At 68.7% G+C, this 23,549-nt stretch carries 22 protein-coding genes and 1 tRNA gene; 20 read left to right on the forward strand and 3 right to left on the reverse strand.

Annotation, left to right across the window (positions count from 1 at the left end):
- Positions 1 to 2 precede the first annotated feature (2 nt).
- The 4 genes from IPG05_09095 to IPG05_09110 are packed head-to-tail and all read left to right on the forward strand — an operon-like array spanning position 3 to position 3,036.
- Positions 3 to 515: a Spy/CpxP family protein refolding chaperone gene (locus IPG05_09095; GenBank protein ID MBK6495244.1), complete on the forward strand. Its 513-nt coding sequence runs from the start codon at positions 3 to 5 to the stop codon at positions 513 to 515.
- A gap of 57 nt (positions 516 to 572) precedes the next feature.
- On the forward strand, positions 573 to 1,400 hold the full coding sequence (locus tag IPG05_09100) for a hypothetical protein (protein MBK6495245.1): 828 nt from the start codon (positions 573 to 575) through the stop codon (positions 1,398 to 1,400).
- 19 nt (positions 1,401 to 1,419) lie between these two features.
- The gene (gene floA, locus IPG05_09105; protein ID MBK6495246.1) at positions 1,420 to 2,397 is read left to right on the forward strand and encodes a flotillin-like protein FloA; all 978 of its coding nucleotides are present in this window, start codon (positions 1,420 to 1,422) and stop codon (positions 2,395 to 2,397) included.
- A gap of 3 nt (positions 2,398 to 2,400) precedes the next feature.
- Entirely contained in the window at positions 2,401 to 3,036 is a 636-nt protein-coding gene (locus IPG05_09110) for a hypothetical protein (GenBank protein MBK6495247.1), read from the forward strand.
- 7 nt (positions 3,037 to 3,043) lie between these two features.
- On the opposite strand, the gene IPG05_09115 is transcribed toward IPG05_09110, so the two are convergent.
- Complete coding sequence (locus IPG05_09115) at positions 3,044 to 3,538, reverse strand: inorganic diphosphatase (protein MBK6495248.1); 495 nt, start codon at positions 3,536 to 3,538, stop codon at positions 3,044 to 3,046.
- Positions 3,539 to 3,713: 175 nt separating this feature from the next.
- On the opposite strand from IPG05_09115, the gene IPG05_09120 reads away from it, so the two are divergent.
- The 10 genes from IPG05_09120 (at position 3,714) to IPG05_09165 (ending at position 14,946) form a co-directional block, all read left to right on the forward strand.
- Positions 3,714 to 3,796: transfer RNA gene (locus IPG05_09120), tRNA-Leu, on the forward strand.
- Between the two features lie 140 nt (positions 3,797 to 3,936).
- Entirely contained in the window at positions 3,937 to 4,587 is a 651-nt protein-coding gene (locus IPG05_09125) for a hypothetical protein (GenBank protein MBK6495249.1), read from the forward strand.
- A gap of 65 nt (positions 4,588 to 4,652) precedes the next feature.
- The gene (locus IPG05_09130; GenBank protein MBK6495250.1) at positions 4,653 to 5,651 is read left to right on the forward strand and encodes a MoxR family ATPase; all 999 of its coding nucleotides are present in this window, start codon (positions 4,653 to 4,655) and stop codon (positions 5,649 to 5,651) included.
- Between the two features lies 1 nt (position 5,652).
- Positions 5,653 to 6,579, forward strand: a complete 927-nt coding sequence (locus IPG05_09135; protein MBK6495251.1) for a DUF58 domain-containing protein — start codon at positions 5,653 to 5,655, stop codon at positions 6,577 to 6,579.
- On the forward strand, positions 6,576 to 7,892 hold the full coding sequence (locus IPG05_09140) for a BatA domain-containing protein (GenBank protein MBK6495252.1): 1,317 nt from the start codon (positions 6,576 to 6,578) through the stop codon (positions 7,890 to 7,892). The genes IPG05_09135 and IPG05_09140 overlap by 4 nt, the downstream gene beginning before the upstream one ends.
- Positions 7,879 to 9,957 (forward strand): hypothetical protein, encoded by a 2,079-nt coding sequence (locus tag IPG05_09145; protein MBK6495253.1) that lies wholly within the window; start codon positions 7,879 to 7,881, stop codon positions 9,955 to 9,957. The genes IPG05_09140 and IPG05_09145 overlap by 14 nt, the downstream gene beginning before the upstream one ends.
- Complete coding sequence (locus IPG05_09150; GenBank protein MBK6495254.1) at positions 9,954 to 11,681, forward strand: hypothetical protein; 1,728 nt, start codon at positions 9,954 to 9,956, stop codon at positions 11,679 to 11,681. Before IPG05_09145 ends, IPG05_09150 begins: the two co-directional genes overlap by 4 nt.
- Positions 11,682 to 11,755: 74 nt before the next feature.
- Positions 11,756 to 13,210, forward strand: coding sequence for a hypothetical protein (locus IPG05_09155; protein MBK6495255.1), 1,455 nt, complete (start codon positions 11,756 to 11,758; stop codon positions 13,208 to 13,210).
- A 12-nt stretch (positions 13,211 to 13,222) separates the two neighbouring features.
- Positions 13,223 to 13,663, forward strand: coding sequence for a twin-arginine translocation signal domain-containing protein (locus IPG05_09160; GenBank protein MBK6495256.1), 441 nt, complete (start codon positions 13,223 to 13,225; stop codon positions 13,661 to 13,663).
- Positions 13,606 to 14,946 (forward strand): TldD/PmbA family protein, encoded by a 1,341-nt coding sequence (locus IPG05_09165; protein MBK6495257.1) that lies wholly within the window; start codon positions 13,606 to 13,608, stop codon positions 14,944 to 14,946. Before IPG05_09160 ends, IPG05_09165 begins: the two co-directional genes overlap by 58 nt.
- Positions 14,947 to 15,145: 199 nt before the next feature.
- On the opposite strand, the gene IPG05_09170 is transcribed toward IPG05_09165, so the two are convergent.
- Together IPG05_09170 and IPG05_09175 are read right to left on the reverse strand one after the other, a co-directional pair.
- Positions 15,146 to 15,847 carry a DUF4159 domain-containing protein gene (locus IPG05_09170; GenBank protein MBK6495258.1) on the reverse strand — a complete coding sequence of 234 codons (702 nt, stop codon included), beginning with the start codon at positions 15,845 to 15,847 and terminating at the stop codon, positions 15,146 to 15,148.
- Complete coding sequence (locus IPG05_09175; GenBank protein ID MBK6495259.1) at positions 15,844 to 17,196, reverse strand: TlpA family protein disulfide reductase; 1,353 nt, start codon at positions 17,194 to 17,196, stop codon at positions 15,844 to 15,846. Before IPG05_09175 ends, IPG05_09170 begins: the two co-directional genes overlap by 4 nt.
- Before the next feature lie 108 nt (positions 17,197 to 17,304).
- On the opposite strand from IPG05_09175, the gene IPG05_09180 reads away from it, so the two are divergent.
- The 6 genes from IPG05_09180 (at position 17,305) to IPG05_09205 (ending at position 23,549) form a co-directional block, all read left to right on the forward strand.
- Positions 17,305 to 18,135, forward strand: coding sequence for a hypothetical protein (locus tag IPG05_09180; GenBank protein MBK6495260.1), 831 nt, complete (start codon positions 17,305 to 17,307; stop codon positions 18,133 to 18,135).
- Positions 18,136 to 18,160: 25 nt separating this feature from the next.
- Positions 18,161 to 18,322, forward strand: a complete 162-nt coding sequence (locus IPG05_09185; GenBank protein ID MBK6495261.1) for a hypothetical protein — start codon at positions 18,161 to 18,163, stop codon at positions 18,320 to 18,322.
- Positions 18,323 to 18,372: 50 nt separating this feature from the next.
- The gene (locus tag IPG05_09190) at positions 18,373 to 19,857 is read left to right on the forward strand and encodes a leucyl aminopeptidase (protein MBK6495262.1); all 1,485 of its coding nucleotides are present in this window, start codon (positions 18,373 to 18,375) and stop codon (positions 19,855 to 19,857) included.
- 8 nt (positions 19,858 to 19,865) lie between these two features.
- Entirely contained in the window at positions 19,866 to 21,707 is a 1,842-nt protein-coding gene (locus tag IPG05_09195; protein MBK6495263.1) for a TonB-dependent receptor plug domain-containing protein, read from the forward strand.
- A 464-nt stretch (positions 21,708 to 22,171) separates the two neighbouring features.
- A complete protein-coding gene (gene gmk / locus IPG05_09200; protein MBK6495264.1) occupies positions 22,172 to 23,308 on the forward strand; it encodes a guanylate kinase in 1,137 nt (378 codons plus the stop codon).
- Positions 23,309 to 23,321: 13 nt separating this feature from the next.
- The gene (locus IPG05_09205; GenBank protein MBK6495265.1) at positions 23,322 to 23,549 is read left to right on the forward strand and encodes a hypothetical protein; all 228 of its coding nucleotides are present in this window, start codon (positions 23,322 to 23,324) and stop codon (positions 23,547 to 23,549) included.

Raw genomic sequence — 23,549 nt, forward strand, 5'->3', positions numbered from 1 at the left:
CCATGCATTCGACTCGTGCCGTACTCGTGCTCCTGCTTGCCGCAGCGCCTCTGGCGGCGCAGGGCGGCGGCCGGGGCAATCAACGCCCCGGCGGCCCCCCTCCGCGCGCTGCCATCCTGCGTGGCCAGATCGAGGAGACCTTCAAGCGCCGGGCGATGAAGGAACTGGCGCTGACCGATGACCAGGCTGCACGCATGTCACGGGTGGTCCAAGCGACGGGCGAGCGGCGCCGGCTGCTCGAAGAGGAGATGCGACGGTTGCAGGACGCGCTCGACGGTGAGTTGCGCCCGGGCGTCGCCGCCAACGCCGACTCCGTCTCGCGGATGATCGACCGCATGGGGCAGAATCGCGTGGCGTATGCGGAATCCTTCCGCGACGAGATGCGCGACCTGCAGCCGGTGCTCACCCCGATTCAGCGGGGCCAGTACCTGATCATGCGGGATCGTCTCCTGCAGCGGATCCGCGAGTTGCAGGACAGCCGCCCCCCGGCGGCTGGGCCGCCCCCGGAGGAGTGATCTGAAACAGAAGCCGCTAGATTCCCGTCGAGGGCCACCTCGGCGCGGAGGAGCGGAATGCAGCGAACAGGTGGGATGATCATCGGCGGGATGCTGGGCCTGACGGCTGTCGCCGGGGCGCAGCATCCCGCTTCCGGCGTGTTGCCGACCCTGGCCGGCTTCGACCCGGTCGTCGCCGCGCCGGTGCTCGAGTTCCTGACCAATCCCATCGTGGCGCTGTTGCTGCTCGTGATGGCGATGGTCGGGCTGATGTTCGAGGTCAAGGCCGGGGCGTTCGGGCTCGGCGGCCTCCTCTCGGTCGTCTCGCTCGGGCTCTTCTTCGGCTCATCCTTGCTGCTCGGACTCGCCGGTTGGGAGGAGGTCATCCTCCTTGGCCTGGGGATGCTCGCGTTGATGGTCGAGGTGTTCCTCCTCCCTGGCTTCGGGGTCGCGGGCGTGCTTGGCATCCTCTTCATGGCGGCGGCGACCGTCCTCACGCTGGCCGGTGGCTCCCCCGGCACCGCGGACATCATGGGCGCGCTGGGGATCCTCGGTGCCTCCCTTGCGGTCACCGCAGCGGTCTTCTTCGCCTGGATCCGCCACCTGCCGGGCTCGGAGCGCTTTGCCGGGTTGCTTCACAATCACGGCGTGGCGCGCGGTGAGGGCTACATCTCGGCGCCGCAGCGGGACGATCTGATCGGTCAGGTCGGGACGGCCATCACGGATCTCCGTCCATCAGGCACGGCCGAGATCGGCGGCGAACGAATGGACGTCGTGACCGAGGGCGAGTTCATCGTGGCAGGCGCCTCGGTCACGGTCATCAATGCCGAGGGGTATCGGCATGTCGTGCGGCTGGCCAACGCCGCCACGCTTCATCTTCCACACGCGAGTACCCTCCATGAATAACGACGCCGCCGGTCTGGCGATGCTGCTGGTTCTCCTCACCATCGCGTTGATCGTGCTGACGATCTTCATCCGCTTCATCCCGGTGGGGCTGTGGATTCGTGCGGCGGCCTCCGGCGTGCGGGTGCCGTTTGTGACGCTCTTCGGCATGCGCTTCCGAAAGGTCGATCCGACGCGCATCGTCGATCCGCTCATCACCGCGATCAAGGCAGGGTTGCCGCTCGGCATCAACGAACTCGAGGCGCACTTCCTCTCCGGCGGCAACGTGGCGCGGGTGGTCAACGCGCTGATCTCTGCCGACAAGGCCGGCATCCCGCTGACGTTCAAGCAGGCCACGGCGATCGACCTTGCCGGCCGTGACGTGCTCGAGGCGGTACAGGTGAGCGTGAACCCCAAGGTCATCACCACGCCGAAGATCGCGGCGATGGCGAAGGACGGCATCCAGTTGCTGGCGATGGCGCGTGTCACGGTGCGCGCCAACGTCAATCGGCTGGTGGGTGGCGCTGGTGAGGAGACGATCCTGGCGCGTGTCGGCGAAGGGATCGTCAGCACGATCGGTTCGGCGGATTCCCACAAGGCCGTACTCGAGAACCCCGACATGATCTCGAAGACGGTGCTCGCGAAGGGGCTCGACGCGGGGACGGCCTTCGAGATCCTCTCGATCGACATCGCCGACGTCGATGTCGGCAAGAACATCGGCGCCGAATTGCAGACCGACCAGGCCGAAGCCGACAAGCGGATCGCGCAGGCGAAGGCCGAGGAGCGGCGTGCGCTGGCCGTGGCCGTCGAACAGGAATACAAGGCCGAAGTCGTGCGTGAGCGCGCCAAGCTGGTGGCCGCCGAGGCGTTGATTCCGATGGCGATTGCGGAGGCGTTCCGCGCGGGGCACTTGGGTGTGATGGACTATCAGCGCTACAAGAACATGCAGGCGGACACCGACATGCGTCGCGCGATCTCGGCGGGCGGCGAGTTGCCGGGCGTCGGCGAAGTGACGGGCTGATCGATGGCCGGTGAGGGCCTCTTCTTCACGGTGGCGGTCGTGTATGGTCTCGTGGCCATCGTGAAGCGCGCCGCGAAGGTGGCCCGGGAGCGGGCCGCCACGCTGGACATGTCCGGGGTGTCGGGTGGCCGCTCGCGGGCGCCGCAGACGATGGAGGAGTTGCTGCAGGAGATGCGCGGACAGCTCGACGGAGCGCGCCGACATCAGGAGATCGAGGCGGCGACGGTCCATCCCGGGCCGGCGAAGCGACTCCCTGGCCCGCGGCCGCCGCGGACGGTACCGACGACGACCATCAAGCGCCTGCCGCCCACGCAGCGTGAGCCGTGGGACGTGGAGGAGGGGCAGTCGCTCGAGGTGGAAGAGCGTCCGATTGCTGCGGAAGAGATCGGTGCACGGCCGGTGCCGAAGCGGGTCGACTACGACGATGACGCCGAGGCACTGGTGCAGCGCCGGGTGACGGCGGCACAAGTGCGGGACGGCGCGATGTCCCCGGTCGATCACCTCCGCTTCGACGCCTCGATCCGGACGACGAAGCCCGCCGCACTCCCCGCGGCCGAGACTCGGGCCACGGCGCTCCGGCGGGCGATGGTCTGGCACGAGGTGTTGTCGCCGCCGCTCTCGCTCCGCGACGGCGGCTGATCCGGCGCTACGCCTTGGGCGCTCCGAAGCGCTCGTCGTAGGCCGCGATGTACCGGGTGATGAACTGCTTCGCGGCCGCGGCGTTCTTGAAGCCGCGGCTTTCGACGCGCGTCCCTTCGAGGTTCTTGTAGACCTGGAAGAAGTGCTCGATCTCGCGGAGCGCGTGCGGCCGGATGTCGCCGAGGTCATGAATCGATTCGGCGAACGGGTCGCTGGTGGCGACGGCAATGATCTTCTCGTCGGCCTCGCCGCGGTCCACCATCTCGAAGACGCCGACGGGGCGCACTTCGATGAGGCAGCCGGTGAAGACCGGCTCGGTGAGCAGGACGATGATATCGAGCGGGTCGCCGTCGTCGCCCAGGGTGCGCGGAATGAAGCCGTAGTCGCCCGGGTAGTGGACGGCGCTGTGGAGGACGCGGTCGAGGCGGAAGACGCCGAGCTCCTTGTCGAGCTCGTACTTGTTGCGGCCGTGGGCCGGGATCTCGATGATGGCGGTGACGATGTCCGGCGGGTTGGGGCCGGGGGGGATGTCGTGCCAGGGATGGAAGGGGCGTGGGGAGATCACGGAGTTGGCCGGGGCTATGGGTTTGGGCACGGGGGCTCCGGCAAATGTAGGCGGGTCGGGGGCGCCGTGCCGGGGTTGCCTGCGCCTGCGTCTGCGATGAGATTCCGGGCACGCCCGAGTGGTGGAATGGTATACGCAGCGGACTCAAAATCCGCCGGGAGCGATCCCTTGCGAGTTCGAGTCTCGCCTCGGGCACTCAGCGATAAGCGTCACGATCGGCCCGCCCTCCCCGGCGGGCCGATCGGCGTTTCGGACCCCTCACTGCAACCCAATCCCGCCATCCGGCGTACGTTTCCCCCGAGCAGCGCCGCGTTCCCCCGCCGGAGTCGCCCCCCGTGACCGACCCCCAGTTCACCGACAAGGAGATGGCCCTCATCCTCCGCCGTGCGGTGGAATTGTCGAGCGCCGAGGAACGGCAGCACTCCCTCGCCGACATCCAGCGGATCGCCGCCGAAATCGGCATCGCGCCGGACGTAGTGATGCGTGCCGCCGCCCTGCCGCTCGCCGATCCCGAACAGCCCTCGCGCCTCTGGGGCGCATCCTCGGCGAATCATCTCACCCGAGTGGTGGCGCGCGCCTCCACGCCGCAGAACCTCTCCGCGGCCCTCGCGCAGGTGCGCGCTCGCCTCGCTGAGATCGGCGAGAGCCGGGAGATCGCCGGCGGGATGGAGTGGCGCTACGACAGCGGCTTCAGCACCGCGGCCGTCACGATCGTGACGGACGACACGACGACGAGCATCGACGTGGCCGGGCGAGCCGACGGGACGCAGTTCGTGATCCACGCCGGCGCGCTGGCTGCCGCCGTCTTCACCGGCTTCGTGGCGGGGGCGGCCTCCGCCGGAGAGTTCAGCGCACCCATCGCCCTCGGCGCGGGCGTCGCGTACCTTGGGGTCGCCCGGCTCTGGTGGAATCGGATCGCGGCGGCCAATCAGCGCCGGATGCGTGCAGTCGCCGACGAGGTGGCTGCCCTCCTCGAACGCAGCTGACCCGGAATGACCCGCTGGTCCCTCGCGCCGACCCTCGGGTATGTTCCTCCATGCCTGCTGAATCCCTGACCACTCCGTCTGCCGCCCCGCCGCTCCGCTTCGAGGACGCGGTCACGCTGGTCCACCGCCTCGACGAGGAAGTGGGCCGCGTCATCATCGGCCAGCGCCAGGTCCGCCACGACATCCTGACCTGCCTCCTCGCCGGCGGCCACTGCCTCCTCCGCGGCGTCCCGGGGCTCGCCAAGACCCTGCTGATCAAGACGCTGGCCGATGCGGTGCACCTCACCTTCTCCCGCATCCAGTTCACCCCCGACCTGATGCCCTCCGACATCCTCGGCACCGAGGTGATCGAGGACGACGCCGCTGGCGGCAAGCGGCACGTCCGCTTCCTGCCGGGCCCGGTGTTCGCCAACATCATCCTCGCCGACGAAATCAATCGGACCCCGCCGCGCACGCAGGCCGCGCTGCTCGAGGCGATGCAGGAGTACCAGGTCACCATCGGCGGCGTGCGCCACGAACTGCAGCGGCCACTCTTCGTGCTCGCCACCGAGAACCCGATCGAGCAGGAAGGGACCTATCCGCTGCCCGAAGCGCAGCTGGACCGCTTCCTCTTCAACGTCGTGATGGACTATCCCGAGATTGAGGATGAGCGGCGCATCCTCGCGGAGACCACCACCGGACGCACGGCGGCCGTCTCGCCAGTGACCACGGGGGCGGAGTTGGAGTCGGCCCGCATGCTGGTGCGCGCGCTGCCTGCGGCCGCCAATGTGGTGGACTACGCGCTGCGCCTGATCCGCGCGACGCGCCCTGCCGATGGGCACGCCCCGGCCGCCGTGCGCGACTTCGTGCGCTGGGGTGCCGGTCCGCGCGCCGGACAGGCCCTCGTCCTCGGAGCCAAGGCCGCCGCACTCCTCGACGGTCGCGCGGTCCCGGCACCCGAAGACGTGACGCGCGTCGCGCTGCCGGTACTGCGGCACCGCCTCCTGGTGAACTTCCAGGCCGAGGCCGACGGCATCACGCCGGATGACGTGATCCGGCGTTTGCTCGACGCCGTCCGGCCCTGACGTGACGGAGGCGCCTGGCAGTGGATCGCTGAGCGCGTCGGTCCTCGCGCATCTCGACGACCTCGAGTTGATGGCGCGGATCGTCATCGAAGGCACCCGCACCGGCGGCAACCGTTCGCCGTTCCACGGCTTCACCACCGAATTCCACCAGCACCGCCCCTACCGCGCCGGCGACGACCTCAAGCATCTCGACTGGAAGCTCTACGGCCGCAGCGATCGTCTCTACACTCGGCAATACCGCGAGACCACCAACCTCGCGGTCACGCTCATTGTCGATGCCTCCGCCTCGATGGCCTATCCCGAGCACGGCGTCAGCAAGTGGCAGTACACACGGATCGTCGCCGCATCACTCGCCTACCTGGTGGCGGAGCAGGGAAACACCGTCGGCCTCTCCACGCTGCAAGGCGGCACGCTGACGCACCTGCCAGCGCGTGGCGGACGGCCGCACCTGCTCGCCCTGCTGGCTCGGCTGGATCGGCTCAAGGCCGAGGGCAGCTTCGATGCCCCGCGGGCCATTGCCGGTGTTGGTCGGCTGCTGCGCCGCCGCGGCGTGGTGATCCTGCTCTCCGACTGTTACGACGCCGAGGAGGAGAGCCGTCGCGAACTTCGGCACCTGGTGCAGCGAGGCCACGATGTCACCGTGCTCCAGCTGACCTCGCCTGACGAAGTGGCACTCCCCTTCAGCGGGGCGGTCGAGATCGAGGACGTGGAAGCGGGGACGAAGCGCATCACCGATGCGACAGCGATCGCGTCCGAGTATCGCCGTGTCGTCTCGGCCTTCCATGAACGCTGCCGGATGGAGTCGGTCCGCGCTGGGATCGACTACGCGCTCCTCTCGACCGATGTCCCACCCGCGCGGGCGCTGCGGCACTACTTGCGGCACCGCGAGTCGCGGTCGACCAACGCGCAACGGCCCGCCTCGGCATGACATGGCTCCAGCCCTGGGCCTGGCTCGGCGCGGCAACGATCCTCCTCCCGATCCTGATTCACCTGCTCGGTCGGGGGCAGAGCCGGACGCACCGATTTCCCTCGCTCCGTTTCATCGATGCGGCGCGGTTGCTCCCGGCACAGCGGACCCGCCTGCAGGATCTGTTGTTGCTTCTCGTGCGTGTCGCGGTCTTGCTCTTGGCTGTCATCGCCCTCGCGCAGCCGCGCTGGCGTGGCAGAGAGGCGCTGGGGGCCGCAGGCGGGGGTCTCACGCGGGCGATTGTGATGGATACGTCGGTGAGCATGGGATGGCTCACGGCGGCAGGGGTACCGGGGCATCGTGCTGCTCGTGACGCGACAGATCGGCTCGCTGGCGAGGCCACGACGAGCCGCCGGTTCCTGACCGCCACGCCAGGCGCCGCAATCCCCGGCGCCACCAGTTGGCTCGCGCAACAGTCCGGACAGCGCGAGCTGGTCGTGATCTCGGACTTCCAACTCGGTGCCGTGGACAGCAGCGACATCGCGGAGGTGGAGGCATCACTCGGAGTCCGGCTTCTCCCCATCAGCCTGACGCCGACCGCCACCTCGGAGTTCGTCACCGCGCAGGACGGCAGCCTCATCACCGCGACCGTCGTCGCCGATTCGATCTCCAGTACCGTGAGCTGGCGCCGATCTCCGGCCGCTGTCCCCCCTGCGCCTCTGCGCTGGCTGGTGGGGCCCGGCGAGACCGCCCTGGCCTCTGCGTCTCTGCGCGCCGCCAACAGCATCGGGGTCCCGGCGACCTCAGCCTCACGAGACAGCGTCACCTTCATCTTTCCGACCGCCCCGGAGCGCGCCACGCTGCGCGCCCGCGCCACGCCACTCCGCGCCGCATGGATGATCGCCCTCGTCGCACAGCTCCGCGAGTCCACGCTGCTGGCACAGCTCGCCGCCGATGGCCCGGGCACAAGTGACACCCTCACAGCCGCAGTGCGCTCGCTGCGCGGGGCGGTGCGGGTCGCGGCGGCCGCGGATGGCAACAAACTGCTGTTCTTCGTCGATGACTCCGTCGCCGCCACCTTCTCGGCGGCACTCGCCGCCACGGTGCTCCGACTCCAGGAGCGTGCCACACCGATGAGTGAGAAGGAACCGATCGCGATCGATTCGGTTCGACTCGCGTCGTGGGAACGCGTCGCAGGCGTCGGTGGCAGCGTGCCGGCGACGGGCACAGAAACATCGGACGGGCGCTGGCTCTGGCTGGCCGCGCTGCTGTTGCTCGGGGTCGAGTGGTGGTTGCGCCGTCGTGCGGCGGAGGTGCCCGTTGCCGTCGGCTGAAACAACCACGGTCGAGCGCTTCCTCGACGCGGCACGTCGACGGGCCGATCAGGGGATGGCCATCACCGGTGCATCCATCGGTCTGGCCGTTGCGGCGCTCCTCACCATCGTCGGCTGGCCCATTCGCGACGGCCTCGGCCCACTGCTCCTGCTTGGCGCGCTGGCTGGTGTCGGCGGCGGATTGCGATGGGCACTCCTCAGGCGCGCGAGTCGCCGTTCGGTGGCCGTGCAGATCGAGTCGCGGGTGCCGGCGTGTCGCAACCTGCTGGTCACGGCGAGTGAACTGCTCGAGGGGTCACGAGTCGATCCGTACGTCGCGGCATTGGTCTACGAACAGGCCGCGGCGCTGACGGTGTCATTCGCCCTCCCCGCGGTGCTCCCCAATCGGGCGGCGCTGCAACGCCTGATGCTGGCGGCTGCCGTTTGGGGCAGTGCGGTCACCTGGCGAGCGACCCATGCCGAACAGGCTGACGCGATGGCCGCCCAGAGTGGCCCGCCAGCGATCACCGATGTCACGGTGGTGATCACGCCACCGGCGTACCTCGGTCTTGCGCCCCGGACCGTCAGCAATCCTGGCCGGATTGAAGCAGTCGCCGGGAGTCGCCTCTCGATCACGGTGAACGCACGCGCCGCCGCTGTGCGGTTGGAGACGCTCGCAGAGCGCTCGTCGCTCGCACGAAGCGGCAAGGCCTTCGTTGGCTCCGCCACCGCAACCGCAGATGGCTTCATTGCGTTCGAGCCGGCAGGCGGCGACGGCCAATTGGGCGACCGGCGGCTGATTGGGCTGACGGTGCTCGCGGATCTCCCGCCGACGGTGGTTGTCCGCACTCCGGGGCGCGACCTCCACTTCCCGGACGGCGCCCGCACGGTGTCGATCGCCATCGATGCGAACGATGACCATGGGCTGGCCTCGTTGAAGCTCCGGGCCACCACCGTCTCCGGGTCGGGCGAGCGCTTCTCCTTCGCCGAGCGCGACGTGCCGATCAGCATCACTCGGCAGGGTGCTGGCCGCTGGACCGCGTCGACCTCGTGGCGGTTGGCGGCGCTCGGCCTCGAGCCGGGCGACATGGTGGTGTATCGCGCCGTCGCGACCGACCATCGGCCCGGTGCCACACCCGTGGAGTCCGACGCATGGATCGTCGAGATCACCGCGCCGGGGAGCCTCGCGGCGAGCGGCTTCGCCATCGATCCGGAGCAGAACCGCTACGCCCTCTCGCAGCAGATGGTGATCCTCAAGACCGAACGGCTGCTGGCCGGGAAGGCCCGTCTCACGCCGGAGGCATTCGCCGATTCGGCGGCGCAGATCGGGATGGAGCAACGCCGGGTACGCGCCGAGTTCGTCTTCATGATGGGCGGCGAAGTCGACGACGGTCATGGCCATGACGAGGAGATCAGCCAGACCGAACTCAACGAAGTAGCAGAAGCGGAGGGCGAGGATGAGCTCGCCGCTGGGCGCCTTCTGAATGCCGGCCGCCTGGCGTTGATCCGTGGCATCCGCGATATGAGTCGCGCGGCCACTTTGCTCGGCACCAATGAGGTCCCAGGTGCGCTCATCGAAGAACGGAAGGCGTTGGCGCAGATCGAGCAGGCCTTTTCGCACTCGCGAATCATCCTGCGCGCCCTGACGCAGCGCGAGTCACTGGACTTCTCCCGGCGGCTGAGTGGTGCCCTCGCCGACGCGGCCAGTTCAGCCGAGGCCGCAGCCCCGCCACCATCCGATGCCAAGCGCGCCGCGACCCGACAGCTACTTGCCGCGCTGGTCGCGCTCCCGCCCGTTCCCTCGCGGGCGTCAATCGGCGCACTCGCCGAAGCGGCACTGCGGATCGATCCAGCGGATGCGCGGCTGCAGGCCATCGCATCCGGACTCACCAAGGCCGCAGATGACGCGGGTCGTGGTGAGACGGTGGCGGCCGCGCAGGGGCTCGACCGCATGACGACGAGGCTCAGCACGCTGGTGGGCGCATCCGCGCCACGCGCCATGACAGCCCCGAGCAGTGCCGAGTCGCGACGGTTGCGTGGGAGCCTCGCCGATGGTCCGCGTGCGCCAACATCGAGGCAGCCGTGACCCCTCGCCGCTGGCTCCGCACCGTCGCGATACTCATCGCGTTGCTCGGCTTCCTTGATCCCTCGGTGCCGACGCAGAGATTTGCTCGTGCCGAGGTGCGGGTCGTGGCGACGAACTCTGACCGCGACGCGCTGCTCGTGGCCTCCGTGGTGCGCCGTTTGAGCGGAGCATTCCGGGTGGTCGTCGGCGAGGCGGGGCCGTCCGATGCCACCATTCTCGTGGGAGACCGCCTTCCTCGGGCGGTCGAGGCGATCCGCGGACCGCTGGTCGCCGTGATGCCATCGCGCTCGACCCCATGGTTGGCAATCGAACACGTCGCTGTGCCATCGGGCGCGCTGCGAGACGAGCGCGTCGATGTCACGGCGCAGCTGCGGGTCGTAGGGGCGAAGGGGAGGGCGGTCAATGTGGCGCTGCAGGACGGCGCGCACGTCGTGGCCCGAACCAGCGTCACGCCGGCGACGGCCGACGAGCGGCTCGCCGTCGCGTTGCCGTACGTGGCCACGAAAGTCGACGCTGTGCGACTCCGCATCGTCGCGGAGGTTGGTAGCGCGGCAGCGACCGCCGCCGACCTGCTCGTTGACGTTCGAGACACGCGTCGCGATGTCCTGGCGTTCGACCTGCGTCCCTCGTGGCAGGCCACCTTCGTCCGCCGGGCGCTCGAGGCGGACGCGCGACTGGCGGTGACCAGCCGAGTGGTTGCCTCGCCGGGCATCACGAGATCGCGGGGGTCCTCGCCGACTGCATTGACCGATCTCGCGACCATCGCACGCCACGAGGTGCTGGTCATCGGTGCGCCCGGGCTGCTCTCGGAGCGGGAGATCGCCGCGATCGAGGGCTTCCTCCGCGAGCGCGGCGGCCGCGTCGTGCTCCTGTTGGAGGCGCCGCCTGCGGGACCGCTCCTTGGACTGGTCGGCGGCTCGGCGTGGCGACAGGACAGCAGCGGTCGGGTCGTCGACCTTGCGGCCGATTCTTCGCTCGGCCGCCTCCGCGGGGCGTCCTTCCTCTTTCCGGCGCGCTTGCCGCGCGGTGCCGAGGTGATCGCCTGGGCTGGGGAGGGGCGCCCTGCGATCTGGCGGCGGCCGGTTGGGGATGGTGAAGTGGTGGTCGTCGGAGCCCTCGACAGTTGGCAGCGGCGGGCGCCGACCGAATCCGACTTCGGACGATTCTGGCCGGCCCTCGTCGCAGGGCTTGCGGCGTCGGCGCCTCCCCCGATCGAGATCGGCCTGAGTCAGACAGTCCTTCAGCCGGGGGATTCAACACGGCTCACGGTCACGCTCCGCGATATCGCCGCAGGTCGAGGGAGTGACGCGTCGGTGGCGGCACGGCTGGTCGGCACGGATGGTGGCCGGACCATGGTTCGGCTCTGGCCGGGGCGCGCCCTGGGGACACTCGAGGGGACGGTGCGTGCGACGACGAGTGGCCCTGGTAGGATCGAGGTCCGATGGGGAGCGGACAGCGCCTCCGTGCCGATGCTGGTGGATGCGGCGGCTCGGTCGGCCGCGCCCGGCACGGCTGACCTGGTGAGCCACCTCGTGGCCGGGGCGCGTGGGGAACAACTGTCGGGGGACAACCTGGCGCGGCTGCCCGACGTAGTGCATAAGTTGATCGGTGCCGACCCGACGCCAGAGCGATGGCACCCGATGCGCTCCCCGTGGTGGATTCTCCCGTTTGCCCTCCTGTTGGCCACCGAATGGTGGCTGCGCCGCCGTGCCGGAGACGCCTAGATGACACATCCCCAGAAATTCGGTATGCTTGGCGACCGAGGCTCGTCGCTCCACCCCCTCCCGACAATTCCCACATGCTGACACGCGAAGAAGCCAAAGCCGTCGTCGACAAGGTGCTCAACCTTGCCAAGGCCGATGCCGTCGAAGTGAACCTGAGCGCCAGCGAGCGCTCGGGGACGCGATGGGCCAACTCGACCATCACCACCAACCTGGTGCAATACGACCGGAACCTCACGGTGACGGTTCGTCTGGGCCAGAAGGTGGGGACCGCATCGACCAGGGACTGGTCGGATGATGGCATCAAGACGATGATCGCCGAAGCATTGACGGCGGCGGAGAAAGCGCAGGAGTCGCCGAATCTGCCCGAGTTGCTCGGGGCCCAGATCTACCTCCCGGTCGATGGTGCGCCGGCCGAGATGATCAACCTCGGCCCGGCGGAGCGCGCGCGGATGGTGAAGGCTTCACTCGATGTGGCCGCGGCCCGCGGGGTGGTGGGTGCCGGCTTCATTCCCAAGAATGACGTCGCGACCTGCACGGCGAACTCGAAGGGGCTCTTCGCCTACTTCCGCAGCGCTGATGTGTCGTTCGCGTTGACGTGCCGCATGGCCGATGGCAGCGGGTCAGGGTGGGCCGGCGCGATGGGGATCAAGGACATGCGGATGCTCGACCCGCACGCGCTCACCGAGATTGCGGCGAGCAAGGCGCTCAAGAGCCGGAAGGCGAAGGCGCTTGAGCCGGGTCGCTATACCGTCATCCTGGAGCCGCGCGCCAATGCACGGTTCCTCTCGTTGGTGACGGGCGTCTTCCAGTCGGGTGGCGGCGGCCGCGGTGGTGCCGGAGGGCCTGGCGGCCCTGGCGGGCCCGGTGGAGCGGCTGGCGCCCCGGGTGGCGCGCCCGGCGCGGGGGCTCCTCCCGCAGGTGCGCCGGGTGCCGGAGGTGGTGGCGGTGGCGGCGGTGGCTTCGGCGGTGGCGGGGCGGGGGACTTCCTCAAGGACAAGAAGCCGGGCGACAAGATCTTCAGCGATCTCTTCACGCTCAAGAGCGACGTCGGCAATTCGGTCCTGCGCCAGTCGCCGATCCTCGGCACCTACAAGCCGGCGGCGCCAGTGACGTGGGCCGAAAATGGTCTGCTGCGGAACACCACCAACAATCAGCCGGCCGGATTGAACAATTCGCTGGTGCAGGGCGGCAGCGAACTTTCGCTCGAGGAGATGATCAAGCAGACGCGGCGCGGCTTGCTGGTCACCCAGCTCTGGTACATCCGCGGTGTCCCGGCCGAGGGACAGCCGTTGCTCAACACCGGGATGACGCGCGACGGACTCTTCCTGATCGAGAATGGCGAGATCGCCGGCCCGGTGCAGAACTTCCGCTGGAACATGTCGCCGCTCGTCGGCTACAACAATTTGACGCTGGTGGGGAAGCCGGTCCCGATGGGGCTCGGTGAATCGTCCGAAGGCGGCAATGCCGCGCTCGTTCCGCCGGTGCGGATCGAGGAGTTCTACATGACCTCCGTCTCTCCCGCCGTCTAAGAGGAATCCACCATGGAACCCACTCGTCGTGATTTCCTCAAGGGCGTCGGCGTCGCGGCGGCATTGCCGTATGTCGCGCACGATGTCGTGTCGGACATTCTCGCCACCTCGCGCCGCGGCAATGCCTACGAATCGAAGTTCAAGGCACTCGCCGACGTCGTCCTCGGCGAGGCGCGCCTCGCCGGCTGTCGGTACGCCGACGTCCGCTTCACCATGACCTCCAACCTCCCGGGCGGCAGCGCCAACTTCCGCGTCGCGGCGACCGGACGTGGCGGCGCGCCTGGCACTCCGGCCGACAGCGCGGCCGCGGCCGCCGGCGGTGGACGGGGTGGTGGTCGTGGCGGCGGTGGTGGTGGCGGCGGGGGGGCGGTTTCGGTGGCGGCGGACGTGGCGGGGTGCAGGGCATCCCGACCGACGCCGATCGGAAGGCGGCCGGCTTCGGCGTGCGCGTGATGCACAGCGGCGTCTGGGGCTTTGCCTCGTCGCCGATCGTGACCGAAGACGAGTTGCGACGCGTTACCCGCCTGGCCACGGAGATCGCCAAGGCCAGCGCGATCGCCAAGAAGACCGACCTGAAGCTCGCCCCGGTCCCGGCCTACATCGAACACTTCATCACCCCGATGCAGAAGCACCCGACGTCGGTCTCGGCCACCGACAAGCAGGCGTGGGCGCAGAAGATCGTGGACAAGGCCAGCAAGGTCGCCGGCGTGACGGCAGTGCAGGTGTCGGCGAACCACGGCTATGAATGGCGCTACTTCGCGTCCACGGAAGGCTCCTACATCGAACAGGAGCTCTTCACCACCACGCCGACGATGAGCGTGACGGCCAAGGTTGGCGAAGTCACCAAGACGCGGAGCTATCCGGGCGTCGCCGCGTGCGGTGGATGGGAACTCGCTGAACAGAGCGATTTCTTCGACGTCGCGGAGCAGGTCGCGACGGACGCCGTGGAGATGTGCACCGCCAAGCCGCTCGGCGGCAGCGGACTTCGTGACCTGATCCTCTCGCCCTCGCACGCGATGCTCACCATTCACGAGATCGTGGCGCACGCCACCGAGCTCGACCGGATCATGGGCTACGAGGCCAACTACGCCGGCACCTCGTTCGTGAAGGTCTCCGACCTCGGCAAGCTGAAGTATGGCTCCAAGCTGATGAACGTCACGGCGGACAAGACGGACAACGGCCTCGCCTCCGCCGGGTTTGACGACGACGGGGTGAAGGCGCAGAAGTGGCCGATCGTCCGCGACGGCATTCTGGTCGGCCTGCAGACCAACCGCGAGACGGCGCACCTGATCGGCGAGACCTCGTCGCGCGGCTGCACCTTCGCCAACTCGTGGCGCGACTATCCGTTCCTCCGGATGCCGAACATCCACGTCGAGCCCGGACCGGAGAACTCGCCGACGCGCGAGGAGTTGATCGCCGACGTCAAGAACGGCGTCATGATCGACGGCCGCGGCTCGTACTCGATCGACCAGCAGCGCTACAATGGCCAGTTCGGCGGTCACATCTTCTGGGAGATCAAGAACGGGAAGATCACCCGGCAGTGCACCGACGTGGCCTACAACGCCATCACCACCGACTTCTGGGGCAACCTCGACGGCATCACCGGGCCGAAGGAGTACCGGAAGTACGGTACCGGCGGCGACGCCAAGGGGCAGCCGACGCAGACGAACTCCGTGTCGCACGGGTCGCCGTGGTTGCTGATCCGGAAGATGATGTTGGGGGCGGCGTTCGACTGAGAAGCATGGATGATGGATGATGGATGATGGATGATGGAGGTATGTTGTCATCCTGAGCGGAGCCCGCGCAGCGGGCGCAGTCGAAGGACCTCTTTCCCGGCGTGCGGAGAGAGGTCCTTCGACTACGCAGCCCTTCGGGCTGCTACGCTCAGGATGACACCGATGGTCGGGCATCCATCACCCATCATCCATCATCCCGTCACGTCATCGCATACACCACCAGATTCACCGCAAACTTCGTGTTGTCACTCCGCCGGAACCGCTTGTTCTGCCAGGCGTAGTCCCATTCGCAGCCGTAGTCCTGATTCGCAAGGATGACGCCGAGGCGGCCGCGATGCTCGATCCCGCGCAGGTAGTCGTGTACGACGTTGTCGCCCCAGCCGTTGATCTCGTGGCTGGTCTGCGGGGGACCGTCGAAGCGGAAGAAGCTCCGGTAGAGCGCGTGGCGATTGGAGATCTTGGCGAGGGTGTCCGGGGCCGGGAAGGCGCGGCGCATCTCCGCGACGAACGAGGTGCTGTAGAGGCCGTTCACGTCGTGGTTGCAGTCGTCGGAGAAGAGCAGGCCACCGTTCTCGACGTAGCGCACCAGTCCCTGGCGTTCCTTCTCGCTGAAGCGGACCAGCTTATGACCGGTCATGAAGAGGAACGGAAAGGCACCCAGCTCGGTCGAGTCCGCCGTGATCACGACTTCCTGCTCGCGGACTGGGATGGTGGTGTACTGCAGCACCGCATCGAGGACGTTGGCGCAGACCTTGGGGTTGTAGTCCCAATCGCCGGAGTCGTACCGCAGTCGGGCAAAGGCGAACTCCCCGCCACGCCCGCTGGCCGCAAGGAGGCGCGGCGCCGCAGCCAGGGAGGCCGCGACGCCGCTCAACCGATGCAGGAAGTCCCGACGCTTCACGGCGTGGGGTTGCCCGGTTCCTTGAGGAGCTGGTCGATGAACTTCGAGAAGCGGGCGGTGTTGCCCTGGTCCCAGCCCGTCACGATCTGACGGATGATCCCCTTCTTGTCGACGATGATGATCTGCGGGATCCCGCCGACCCGGTAATCGGTGTCCGGCTTCGGCTGGGCATAGGCACCCGGGACTTGCTTCGCCGGCGGATTGATCGCGACCGGGAAGGGGAGTGCGTGCTCCTTGCCGAAGTACTCCCGGTCCGCTTCGACTTCCTCCTCGGGGGTCAACTTCTGCCGCGTCCCGATGTAGCCGTAGAGCGACGTGACCATGTAGCCGTCGAACGCCTTTCCCTTGAGCTTCTCGGTCAGCCCGACCAGCCCGGGATAGCTGTTCTTGCAGGGGCCGCACCAGTGCGCCGTGAACTCGATCAGTGAGACGCGACCGGGCTTTGGTGCGACGACGGTCTTCTGGTCGGTGTTGATCCACCAGGTCGCCGAGATCTCGGACGCCTTGGTGCCGATGAGTGCGTAGCGGTTCCGGAAATCCTTGAAGCTCGCGGTCGCCGGCGCCCCGAGTTCTTTCTCTGCGGCGTCGAGGATCATCAGGGCCGAGTCCGGGTGCAGCTTGTCCGCATACGAGCGCGCCAGTGACGAATAGCCGGAGATGGTCTCCTGCGGCTTGTTCAGCTTCTTCCCGAGCGCGATCACCGCAAGAGCATGGACCCGGAGCCCCTCGGCGACGTCGAGGTACTCGTAGCGGCCGAGCATGCTGCGGTGCGCGGCGAGCTTGAGGTCATCGAGTGAGTCGGGGAGGGCATCGACCTTCGCGACGTACCGCTCGGCGCCCTCGATGATGCCGAAGTAGCTCGGCACCTTCGCGACCTCCTGGTTCATCCCCATCAGCAGTGCTTGCGCCCGTGCCCGCGGCGGAAGGTCGGTGGCCGTCATCAACCGCTCGGTCGCCCGACGCGCGCCGCTGGTGTCCTGTGCCGCGTTGTAGAGGCTCACGAGATCCATCAGCTGGCCGGCAGGAATTGTCTCCACCGAGAAGGTCGCGGCGCACTCCGCCGCCCGCTGTTGGAAACCCTTGAATGCGGCCCGGCTGGCGGCCTGATACGTCGCCATCAGTTCCGCGCGAGTCGAGTCGGTCGCCTTGCGGTACGCCTCGAGGGCCGGGGCGGTCTCGGCCTTTTGCCAATCGGCCGCCGCTTTGCTGCAGGCGGCGGGCGTTCCCGGGGCGGGCGGCGGCGCGACGGCGGCGGCGGGACGGGCAGGGGTCTGGGCGCTCGCCGTGCTCACGGCAGCAGTGCAGAGGGCCAGGACGGGCAGGAGAGCGACGGAGAAGCGAGGCGCCATGGGGACTCTCGGTGATGGGGCGGGGTTACGTTCAAGAGTACCCTGCGGCACTTGCTGCGGCAAACGGCGGCCGTCGGCCCCGGACCCGTCCCTTGGTCGAGTATTCTGATGCCATCGATTCGCCGCCTCCGGCTGGTTCTCCCCCTCGCCGTCCTGCTGACGGGGTGCTACACGGGAACTCCGGGGTCGGCCCCCGGCCGGCCACCCGCCCCGGTGCAGGAGTACTGGGGGTCACCAGCGGCACAGGTGGCCTTCGACCGCATCGCGCGCGAGCTGTCGGCGCTCGAAGTCGACCACGCGGCGGAGGTGGCAAGAAGGAACAGCGATGACCCGCTCCTCCGTCGTCTGTCGGCAGGGCTCGACGCCGCACGGCGGGAGCTTGCCGCGCTCCCGAACCCCGCGATGGCCGATGTGGTCTTCAGTGAACGGCTCGATGGCGCACTGGAGCGTCGCCTGCGCGAGCTGGCGGTCGAGCAGCGCCTCCTTCTGGCACGGGTCAAGCCTGACGATCCGGAGGCGCACCGGATGGCTGCCGTCATTGCGGCCCTCAATGCCCGTCGCGGGGAACTCCACGCACATCAGGACGCACTCTACGCGCAGTACCGGGCCGAGCCCACACTTTCGGCCGGCGAGTGGATCAGGGTGACCCTGCCATCCCAGCCGGAGCGCGGTCCGCGGCGCGCCGAGGGCCGGCTCCTCGAATTGCATCAGGATTCACTTCTCTGGAAGCCGTCGGGGTCGGCACCCAGGTCGCTCCAGCTCCCGCAGGGCGCCACCCTTGAGCGGGTCGCCTCGCGGAGGGGCCACGCCTGGGAGGGCGCCTTCATCGGGTTGGTGGGCGCCGCTGTCATCGGGCGGGTCAAGCGTGGGACCTATGACGACGAGTTCCGCCTCCGCGCGATCGCCTTTGCCCCGCCGGCGCGATCATTGGAGGCCTGATCGGCTCGATGATCTATACCGAACAGTGGGCGCCGGTCGTCTGGTCTCGCTCGGCCAGCTCGACCAGCGCGGCGGGAAGGGGGATCGGGCTCCGCTGGGCACTCCCGCCGCTCGATCGGGGACGCTGACCAGCGGCAAGGGGTGGCTCTCGCCGACGGCCCTCCCCGTGTATTTTCCCGCCCCATAGGAAACTCCGGTTTTCCGACCCCCTCACTCCCCAACCCCTCGTGGGAGCCCATGGCGCTCACCGTTACGCATCGCTCGGCCGACCCGGCCACTCTCGACACACCCCTCCTGATCGTCCCGGTCGCGAAGGGGGCCGCATCACCCGCCCTCGATGCCCTCGACACTTCGGTGGGAGGCGTCATCGGTCGTTGCCGCGCGGCCGGTGACTTCACCGGCGCCAAGGATGAGGTCGCCGTCCTCTACCCGTCGGCCGGCAAGGTCGCGCGGGTCATCCTGGTGGGAGTCGGCGACGTCGAGAAGGTGACTGCGGCGTCGCTCCGCCGCGCCGCCATGGTGGCTGGGAAGCGGGCGCGCGTCCTTGGCGCGCCGTCGGCTGTCTTGCTCTTCATTGCGGCGATGGCTCCGGCGGTCGACGCGGGGAAGGCGGGGCAGTCGCTCGCCGAGGGACTGCCCTTCGGGGCGTGGCACTACCCCGACCTGAAGCGCCCTCCCGAGACCCCAAAGCCGAAGTTCGAGTCGGCCGAGATCATCACCGCCGTAGCCGATGCCGCGTTCGCCGCCGGCGTGGCACGCGGCACCGCGATCGCCGAGGGGCAGACGTTCACGCGCTACCTGCAGATGCTCCCCGGCAATACTTGCACGCCGGCGTTCCTCGGCGAGCAGGCCGAGGCGTTGGGCAAGCGGCATGGCTTCTCCGTGACGGTCATGGACGGCAAGGCGATTCAAAAGGAAGGGATGCACGCGCTCTGGGCGGTCGCGAAGGGGAGTGCGCTCGACCCGCGCTTCATCATCCTCGAGTACAAGGGGAGCGACGACGCGCCGGTGGTGCTGGTGGGGAAGGGTGTGACGTTCGACACCGGTGGCATCTCGATCAAGCCTGCGCCGGCGATGGAAGAGATGAAGTACGACATGTCCGGCGCGGCCGCGGTCCTCGGGACGTTCGAGGCGCTGGGCCGCCTCAAGCCGAAGGCACACGTGATCGGCCTGATTCCCTCGGCCGAGAACATGCCGTCGAGCACCGCGTACAAGCCGGGTGATGTCGTCAGCTCGCACTTCGGGAAGAGCATCGAGGTCCAGAACACCGACGCCGAAGGACGGCTGTTGCTCGCCGATGCCCTCTCCTGGGCGCGACGTTACAACCCCGCGGCCGTGGTCGATTGCGCCACGCTGACCGGCGCGATCGTGATCGGGTTGGGGCACACGGCGAGCGGCGTGATGGGGACCGACGCGGCCTTGGTCGCGGAGGTGATCGCCGCGGGCGAGCGCGCCGGCGAACGCGGATGGGAGCTGCCGCTCTGGGACGAGTATCGCGAGCACATCAAGTCGGATATTGCCGACATGCGGAACACCGGCGGCCGTCCGGCGGGCAGCATCACGGCGGGATGGTTCCTTCGCGAGTTCGTCGAGGGGTATCCCTGGGTGCACATCGACATCGCCGGCACCGCCTACACCGAGGGCGAGCCGGCGACGCAGGTGCGCGGTCCGACCGGTGTGATGGTGCGGCTCTTCTCCGAGCTCGTGCTGGCCCGGAGCTGACGCCCGCCGTGTCGGTGCTCCGGACGGTATGCCTCGTCGGCGCCCTCGTCATCGGGGGCGCCGTCGCGTCACACGCCCAGGTCATCGCCCCGCCGCCACCGCCGCTCTCCGACTCGGCGCGCGTCGCCGATTCCCTCAAGAAAGTGGCCGCCGACACCATCTCGACCGCCGACCGCGTGCTCAAGGCGCAGGGGCAGGAGCGCGTGCTGCTGCGTACGCTCGATCCGGTCGGTACCACCGGACTCCTCACGCCGCACAGTCGCATCCTGATCACTCGCGACTCGATCGACTGGGCCACCGCGCAGACGGTCAGCGAGTTGCTCTCGCGCGTTCCGGGTGTCTACCTCTGGCGCGAAGGGTGGCTCGCCCGCAGCGAGATGCCAACGTACCTGGGGCGCGGGGCCACGTCGGTCGAGTATTCGGTCGACGGTGTGCCCTATCTGCCGGTCGGACCGGATTCGCTCGCCGCCGATCCGTCGCTCTGGGCGCTCGCGCTGCTCGATCGCGTCGAGATCGAGCGCGGGGCGGGGCAGCTGCGCGTTGCCCTGTTCACGCGACGCCACGACCGCGCGGCGCCGCGCACGCGAATCGGACTTACCTCCGGCGATCGATCGGTGGCTCGCTATCTCGGCTCCTTCGAGCGCCGCTATCCGAGTGGCATCGGATTGGGGCTCGCCGCGGAATACCTCTCGGTGAATCCACCGAATGGCGGCAGTGGCGGCGCCAACAGCACCAACGCCTGGATCCAGTTGGGCTACATCCCGTCGCCGCGCATCGGGATGCAGTTCCAATTGCAGGTGCAGGACGCCGTGCGCGACACCCTCCTCGCCGGTGATGCACCAGCGGGCACGGTCCTGAGTCCAGGGCTCACCGGGACGCGGAGTGACGCGCAGCTCCGACTCTCCTACCAGCGCTCCACCGATGGCCTCGGATCACGCGCGGACATCATCCTGGGCCGCACGGCGTGGAGCGGCGAGGGGATTCGGCATGACGTTGGCCGCGTCGGGGCAGTCCTGGCGCGCCGGCAACCGACCTGGTCGAGTCAACTCACCGTCTGGCATCAGACCGAGTGGACGCCGCTCGACGCACGACTCGCGCTCGGCTGGGCGCCATCGCGGCGCCTGAGTGGCTCCGTCGAGTTGGTGAGTCAGCAGCACGACGGCGACCGCAGCAGCAGTTGGGGTACCGCGCGCATCGGCTTCCGCGCACCGCTCGGCGTGACGCTCAGCGGCGTGATCCGCGATGGTCACCGGGTGCAGGCGCCTGCCGATGCATCGGAATTGGCGCAACGCTTTACCGATGTCGAAGCGACGGCCTCGATCGACACGCGGCGGCTCAGCGTCGAGGTGGGTGGCGCGCGTCTCGATGGGTGGCGGCCCATGGCGTATCGCAATTTCCCCACGATCGCCTCGCTCGCGCCCCTCGAGACCACGGACTGGGTGACGGCGCGGGCTCGGTTCGCCGCCAACGGCTGGCTGACCTTCGAGAGCGTGTACGAGCATCCGATTCGGGGCGACCAGCCCGATGGCACGCCGCCCCACCACGGCCTCACCACCGCGACGATCCGCTCGCGCTTTCTTCGCAACTTCCCCAGCGGGATCTTCGAGATGAAGCTCCAGGGGATGATCGAAAGCTGGAGCCCGGGCGTCATCGGCCGGACGGCGCAGGGCGACCCGATCGCCCTCCCAGGCCGGACCTTCGTCCGCGGCTGGCTGCAGTTCAAGATCGGGCCGTTCATCGCCTACTACGACCGGGTGAATTTCAGGGCGGTCCGGGCTGGTACCGTCCCGGGGTATCCGATCCCCTCGCTGGCCTCCTCCTTCGGGATCCGCTGGGACTTCCTGAACTGATCCGGGCGGCCGAAGGGGCAGGATTCCCCCTGATGCCCCGGATCAGCTATCTTTCCCAGCTACCCTCGGTCCGGAGACCACGGCGTGGCCTTGAGCATGACCGGTTTCGGGGCAGCGGAAGGCGATCTGGGGGGCCGGCGACTCCGGGTCGAGATTCGCACCGTCAACCACCGCTATTTCAACCTGGCGGCCCGTTTGCCGTCGGAACTGGCGGCGGTCGAAGGGGAATTGCGGGAGGCGTTGCGCACCAGCTTCGAACGCGGGCACCTCACGGTGTCAGTGCGCTGGGTCGAGGATGGGGCACTGACCGCCGGGATCGACTGGACCCGGGCCGAGGCCGTGGTGGCCTCGCTGACGGCGCTCCGCGATCGCTTCGGCCTGGGTGGCGAGGTGACGGTCGAACTGGTGGCGCGGCAGGCGGATGTACTGGGCATTCGGCGCGAGGGTGAGGGCGAGGCCCTCCCATGGAGCGGCCTTGCCCCGGTGGTCGCCGCGGCGTCGGCCGAGTGCCGAGCCTCCAGGGCCCGCGAAGGGGCGGTCCTGACAGCCGAGATCGCCCAGCGCGTGGCCTCGATTCGCGCCGCCGCCGATCGGGTCGCGACGCAGGCGCCGGAGCGGGTGGTGCGCGAACGGGACCGGCTCCGGGCCAGCGTGACGCAGCTGCTCGATGGTGTCGCGATGGATGCCCAGCGCGTGGCGCAGGAGATCGCGGTGCTCGCGGACCGGTTGGACATCACCGAGGAACTGGTGCGCCTCCGCGCCCACCTCGATGCGACCGATGCCGCGCTGGCCGAAGGACTGGCGGTCGGGAAGCGACTCGGCTTCATCGCGCAGGAGCTCGGGCGCGAGGTGAACACGATCGGCTCGAAGGCCAACGATGCCGTCATCGCCCACGAGGTCGTGGGGATGAAGGGCGAGCTCGAGAAGATTCGCGAGCAGTTGGAGAACCTCGAGTGACGCCGCTGGTGGTGGTGCTGTCGTCGCCCTCGGGCGGCGGGAAGTCCTCGATCGCCAAGCGGTTGCTCGCCGAACGCGAAGACAGCGGCTATTCGGTCTCCGCCACCACGCGGGAGCCGCGGCCCGGTGAGGTGGATGGCGAGGCCTACTACTTCCTCTCGGCGGATGAGTTCGAGCGGCGGGTGCAGGCCGGCGACTTCCTCGAGCATGCCGAGTACAACGGGCATCGCTACGGGACGCTGTTCGACGAGGTCCGGCGGGTGACCCACACGGGACGCCATGTCCTCCTCGACATCGAGGTGGTGGGTGCCCGGTTGGTCCGGGAGCGCTTTCCCGATGCGGTGCTGGTGTTCGTCGTGCCGCCGAGCGGTGCGGTGCTCGCCGAACGGTTGCGGGGTCGCGGGACGGAGGCCGAGCAGGTGGTGGCGGGGCGCCTGCAGAAGGCGCTGGATGAGTTGGCCGCCGCCGTGGCCTACGATTACGTCGTGGTAAACGACGCGTTGGACGAGGCCGTGCGCATTGTGCACGCGATCCTCGATGCAGAAGCTCGGCGCACCAGCCGGCAGCGGGACGTCGCCGTCCTGCTTGATCGGCTCCGTGCCGAGGTCGCGGCAGAGCTCGCGCGCTCGACCGCTCATCGTTGACTGGAGGAGCACCATGGAAGTGTTTACGCCGCAGGAAGTCGCTCGCTACACCGGCTCGAAGTACCGGGGCATTCTGGTCGCCGCGAAGTTCGCGCGTTACCTGAACGAGTTCCCGCGTGATGTCGTGGCGAGCTGGGAGCACACGGAGGGCGCCAAGAAGTTGACCACGCTCTCGCTGCAGAAGCTCACCACCGGCGACCTCACGTTCCGCGAGCTCCGTCGGCGCCGCACCGAGGCCTGA

This window comes from Gemmatimonadota bacterium, from assembly GCA_016704275.1.
Classification (GTDB): domain Bacteria; phylum Gemmatimonadota; class Gemmatimonadetes; order Gemmatimonadales; family GWC2-71-9; genus Palsa-1233.

Bases quoted from the DNA above. Each gene is read 5' to 3' on its own strand.
- IPG05_09095 (MBK6495244.1), top strand. From the start codon at position 3: ATGCATTCGACTCGTGCCGTACTCGTGCTCCTGCTTGCCGCAGCGCCT.
- IPG05_09100 (MBK6495245.1), top strand. From the start codon at position 573: ATGCAGCGAACAGGTGGGATGATCATCGGCGGGATGCTGGGCCTGACG.
- floA (MBK6495246.1), top strand. From the start codon at position 1,420: ATGCTGCTGGTTCTCCTCACCATCGCGTTGATCGTGCTGACGATCTTC.
- IPG05_09110 (MBK6495247.1), top strand. From the start codon at position 2,401: ATGGCCGGTGAGGGCCTCTTCTTCACGGTGGCGGTCGTGTATGGTCTC.
- IPG05_09140 (MBK6495252.1), top strand. From the start codon at position 6,576: ATGACATGGCTCCAGCCCTGGGCCTGGCTCGGCGCGGCAACGATCCTC.
- IPG05_09155 (MBK6495255.1), top strand. From the start codon at position 11,756: ATGCTGACACGCGAAGAAGCCAAAGCCGTCGTCGACAAGGTGCTCAAC.
- IPG05_09160 (MBK6495256.1), top strand. From the start codon at position 13,223: ATGGAACCCACTCGTCGTGATTTCCTCAAGGGCGTCGGCGTCGCGGCG.
- IPG05_09175 (MBK6495259.1), bottom strand. From the start codon at position 17,196: ATGGCGCCTCGCTTCTCCGTCGCTCTCCTGCCCGTCCTGGCCCTCTGC.
- IPG05_09180 (MBK6495260.1), top strand. From the start codon at position 17,305: ATGCCATCGATTCGCCGCCTCCGGCTGGTTCTCCCCCTCGCCGTCCTG.
- IPG05_09190 (MBK6495262.1), top strand. From the start codon at position 18,373: ATGGCGCTCACCGTTACGCATCGCTCGGCCGACCCGGCCACTCTCGAC.
- gmk (MBK6495264.1), top strand. From the start codon at position 22,172: ATGGAGCGGCCTTGCCCCGGTGGTCGCCGCGGCGTCGGCCGAGTGCCG.
- IPG05_09205 (MBK6495265.1), top strand. From the start codon at position 23,322: ATGGAAGTGTTTACGCCGCAGGAAGTCGCTCGCTACACCGGCTCGAAG.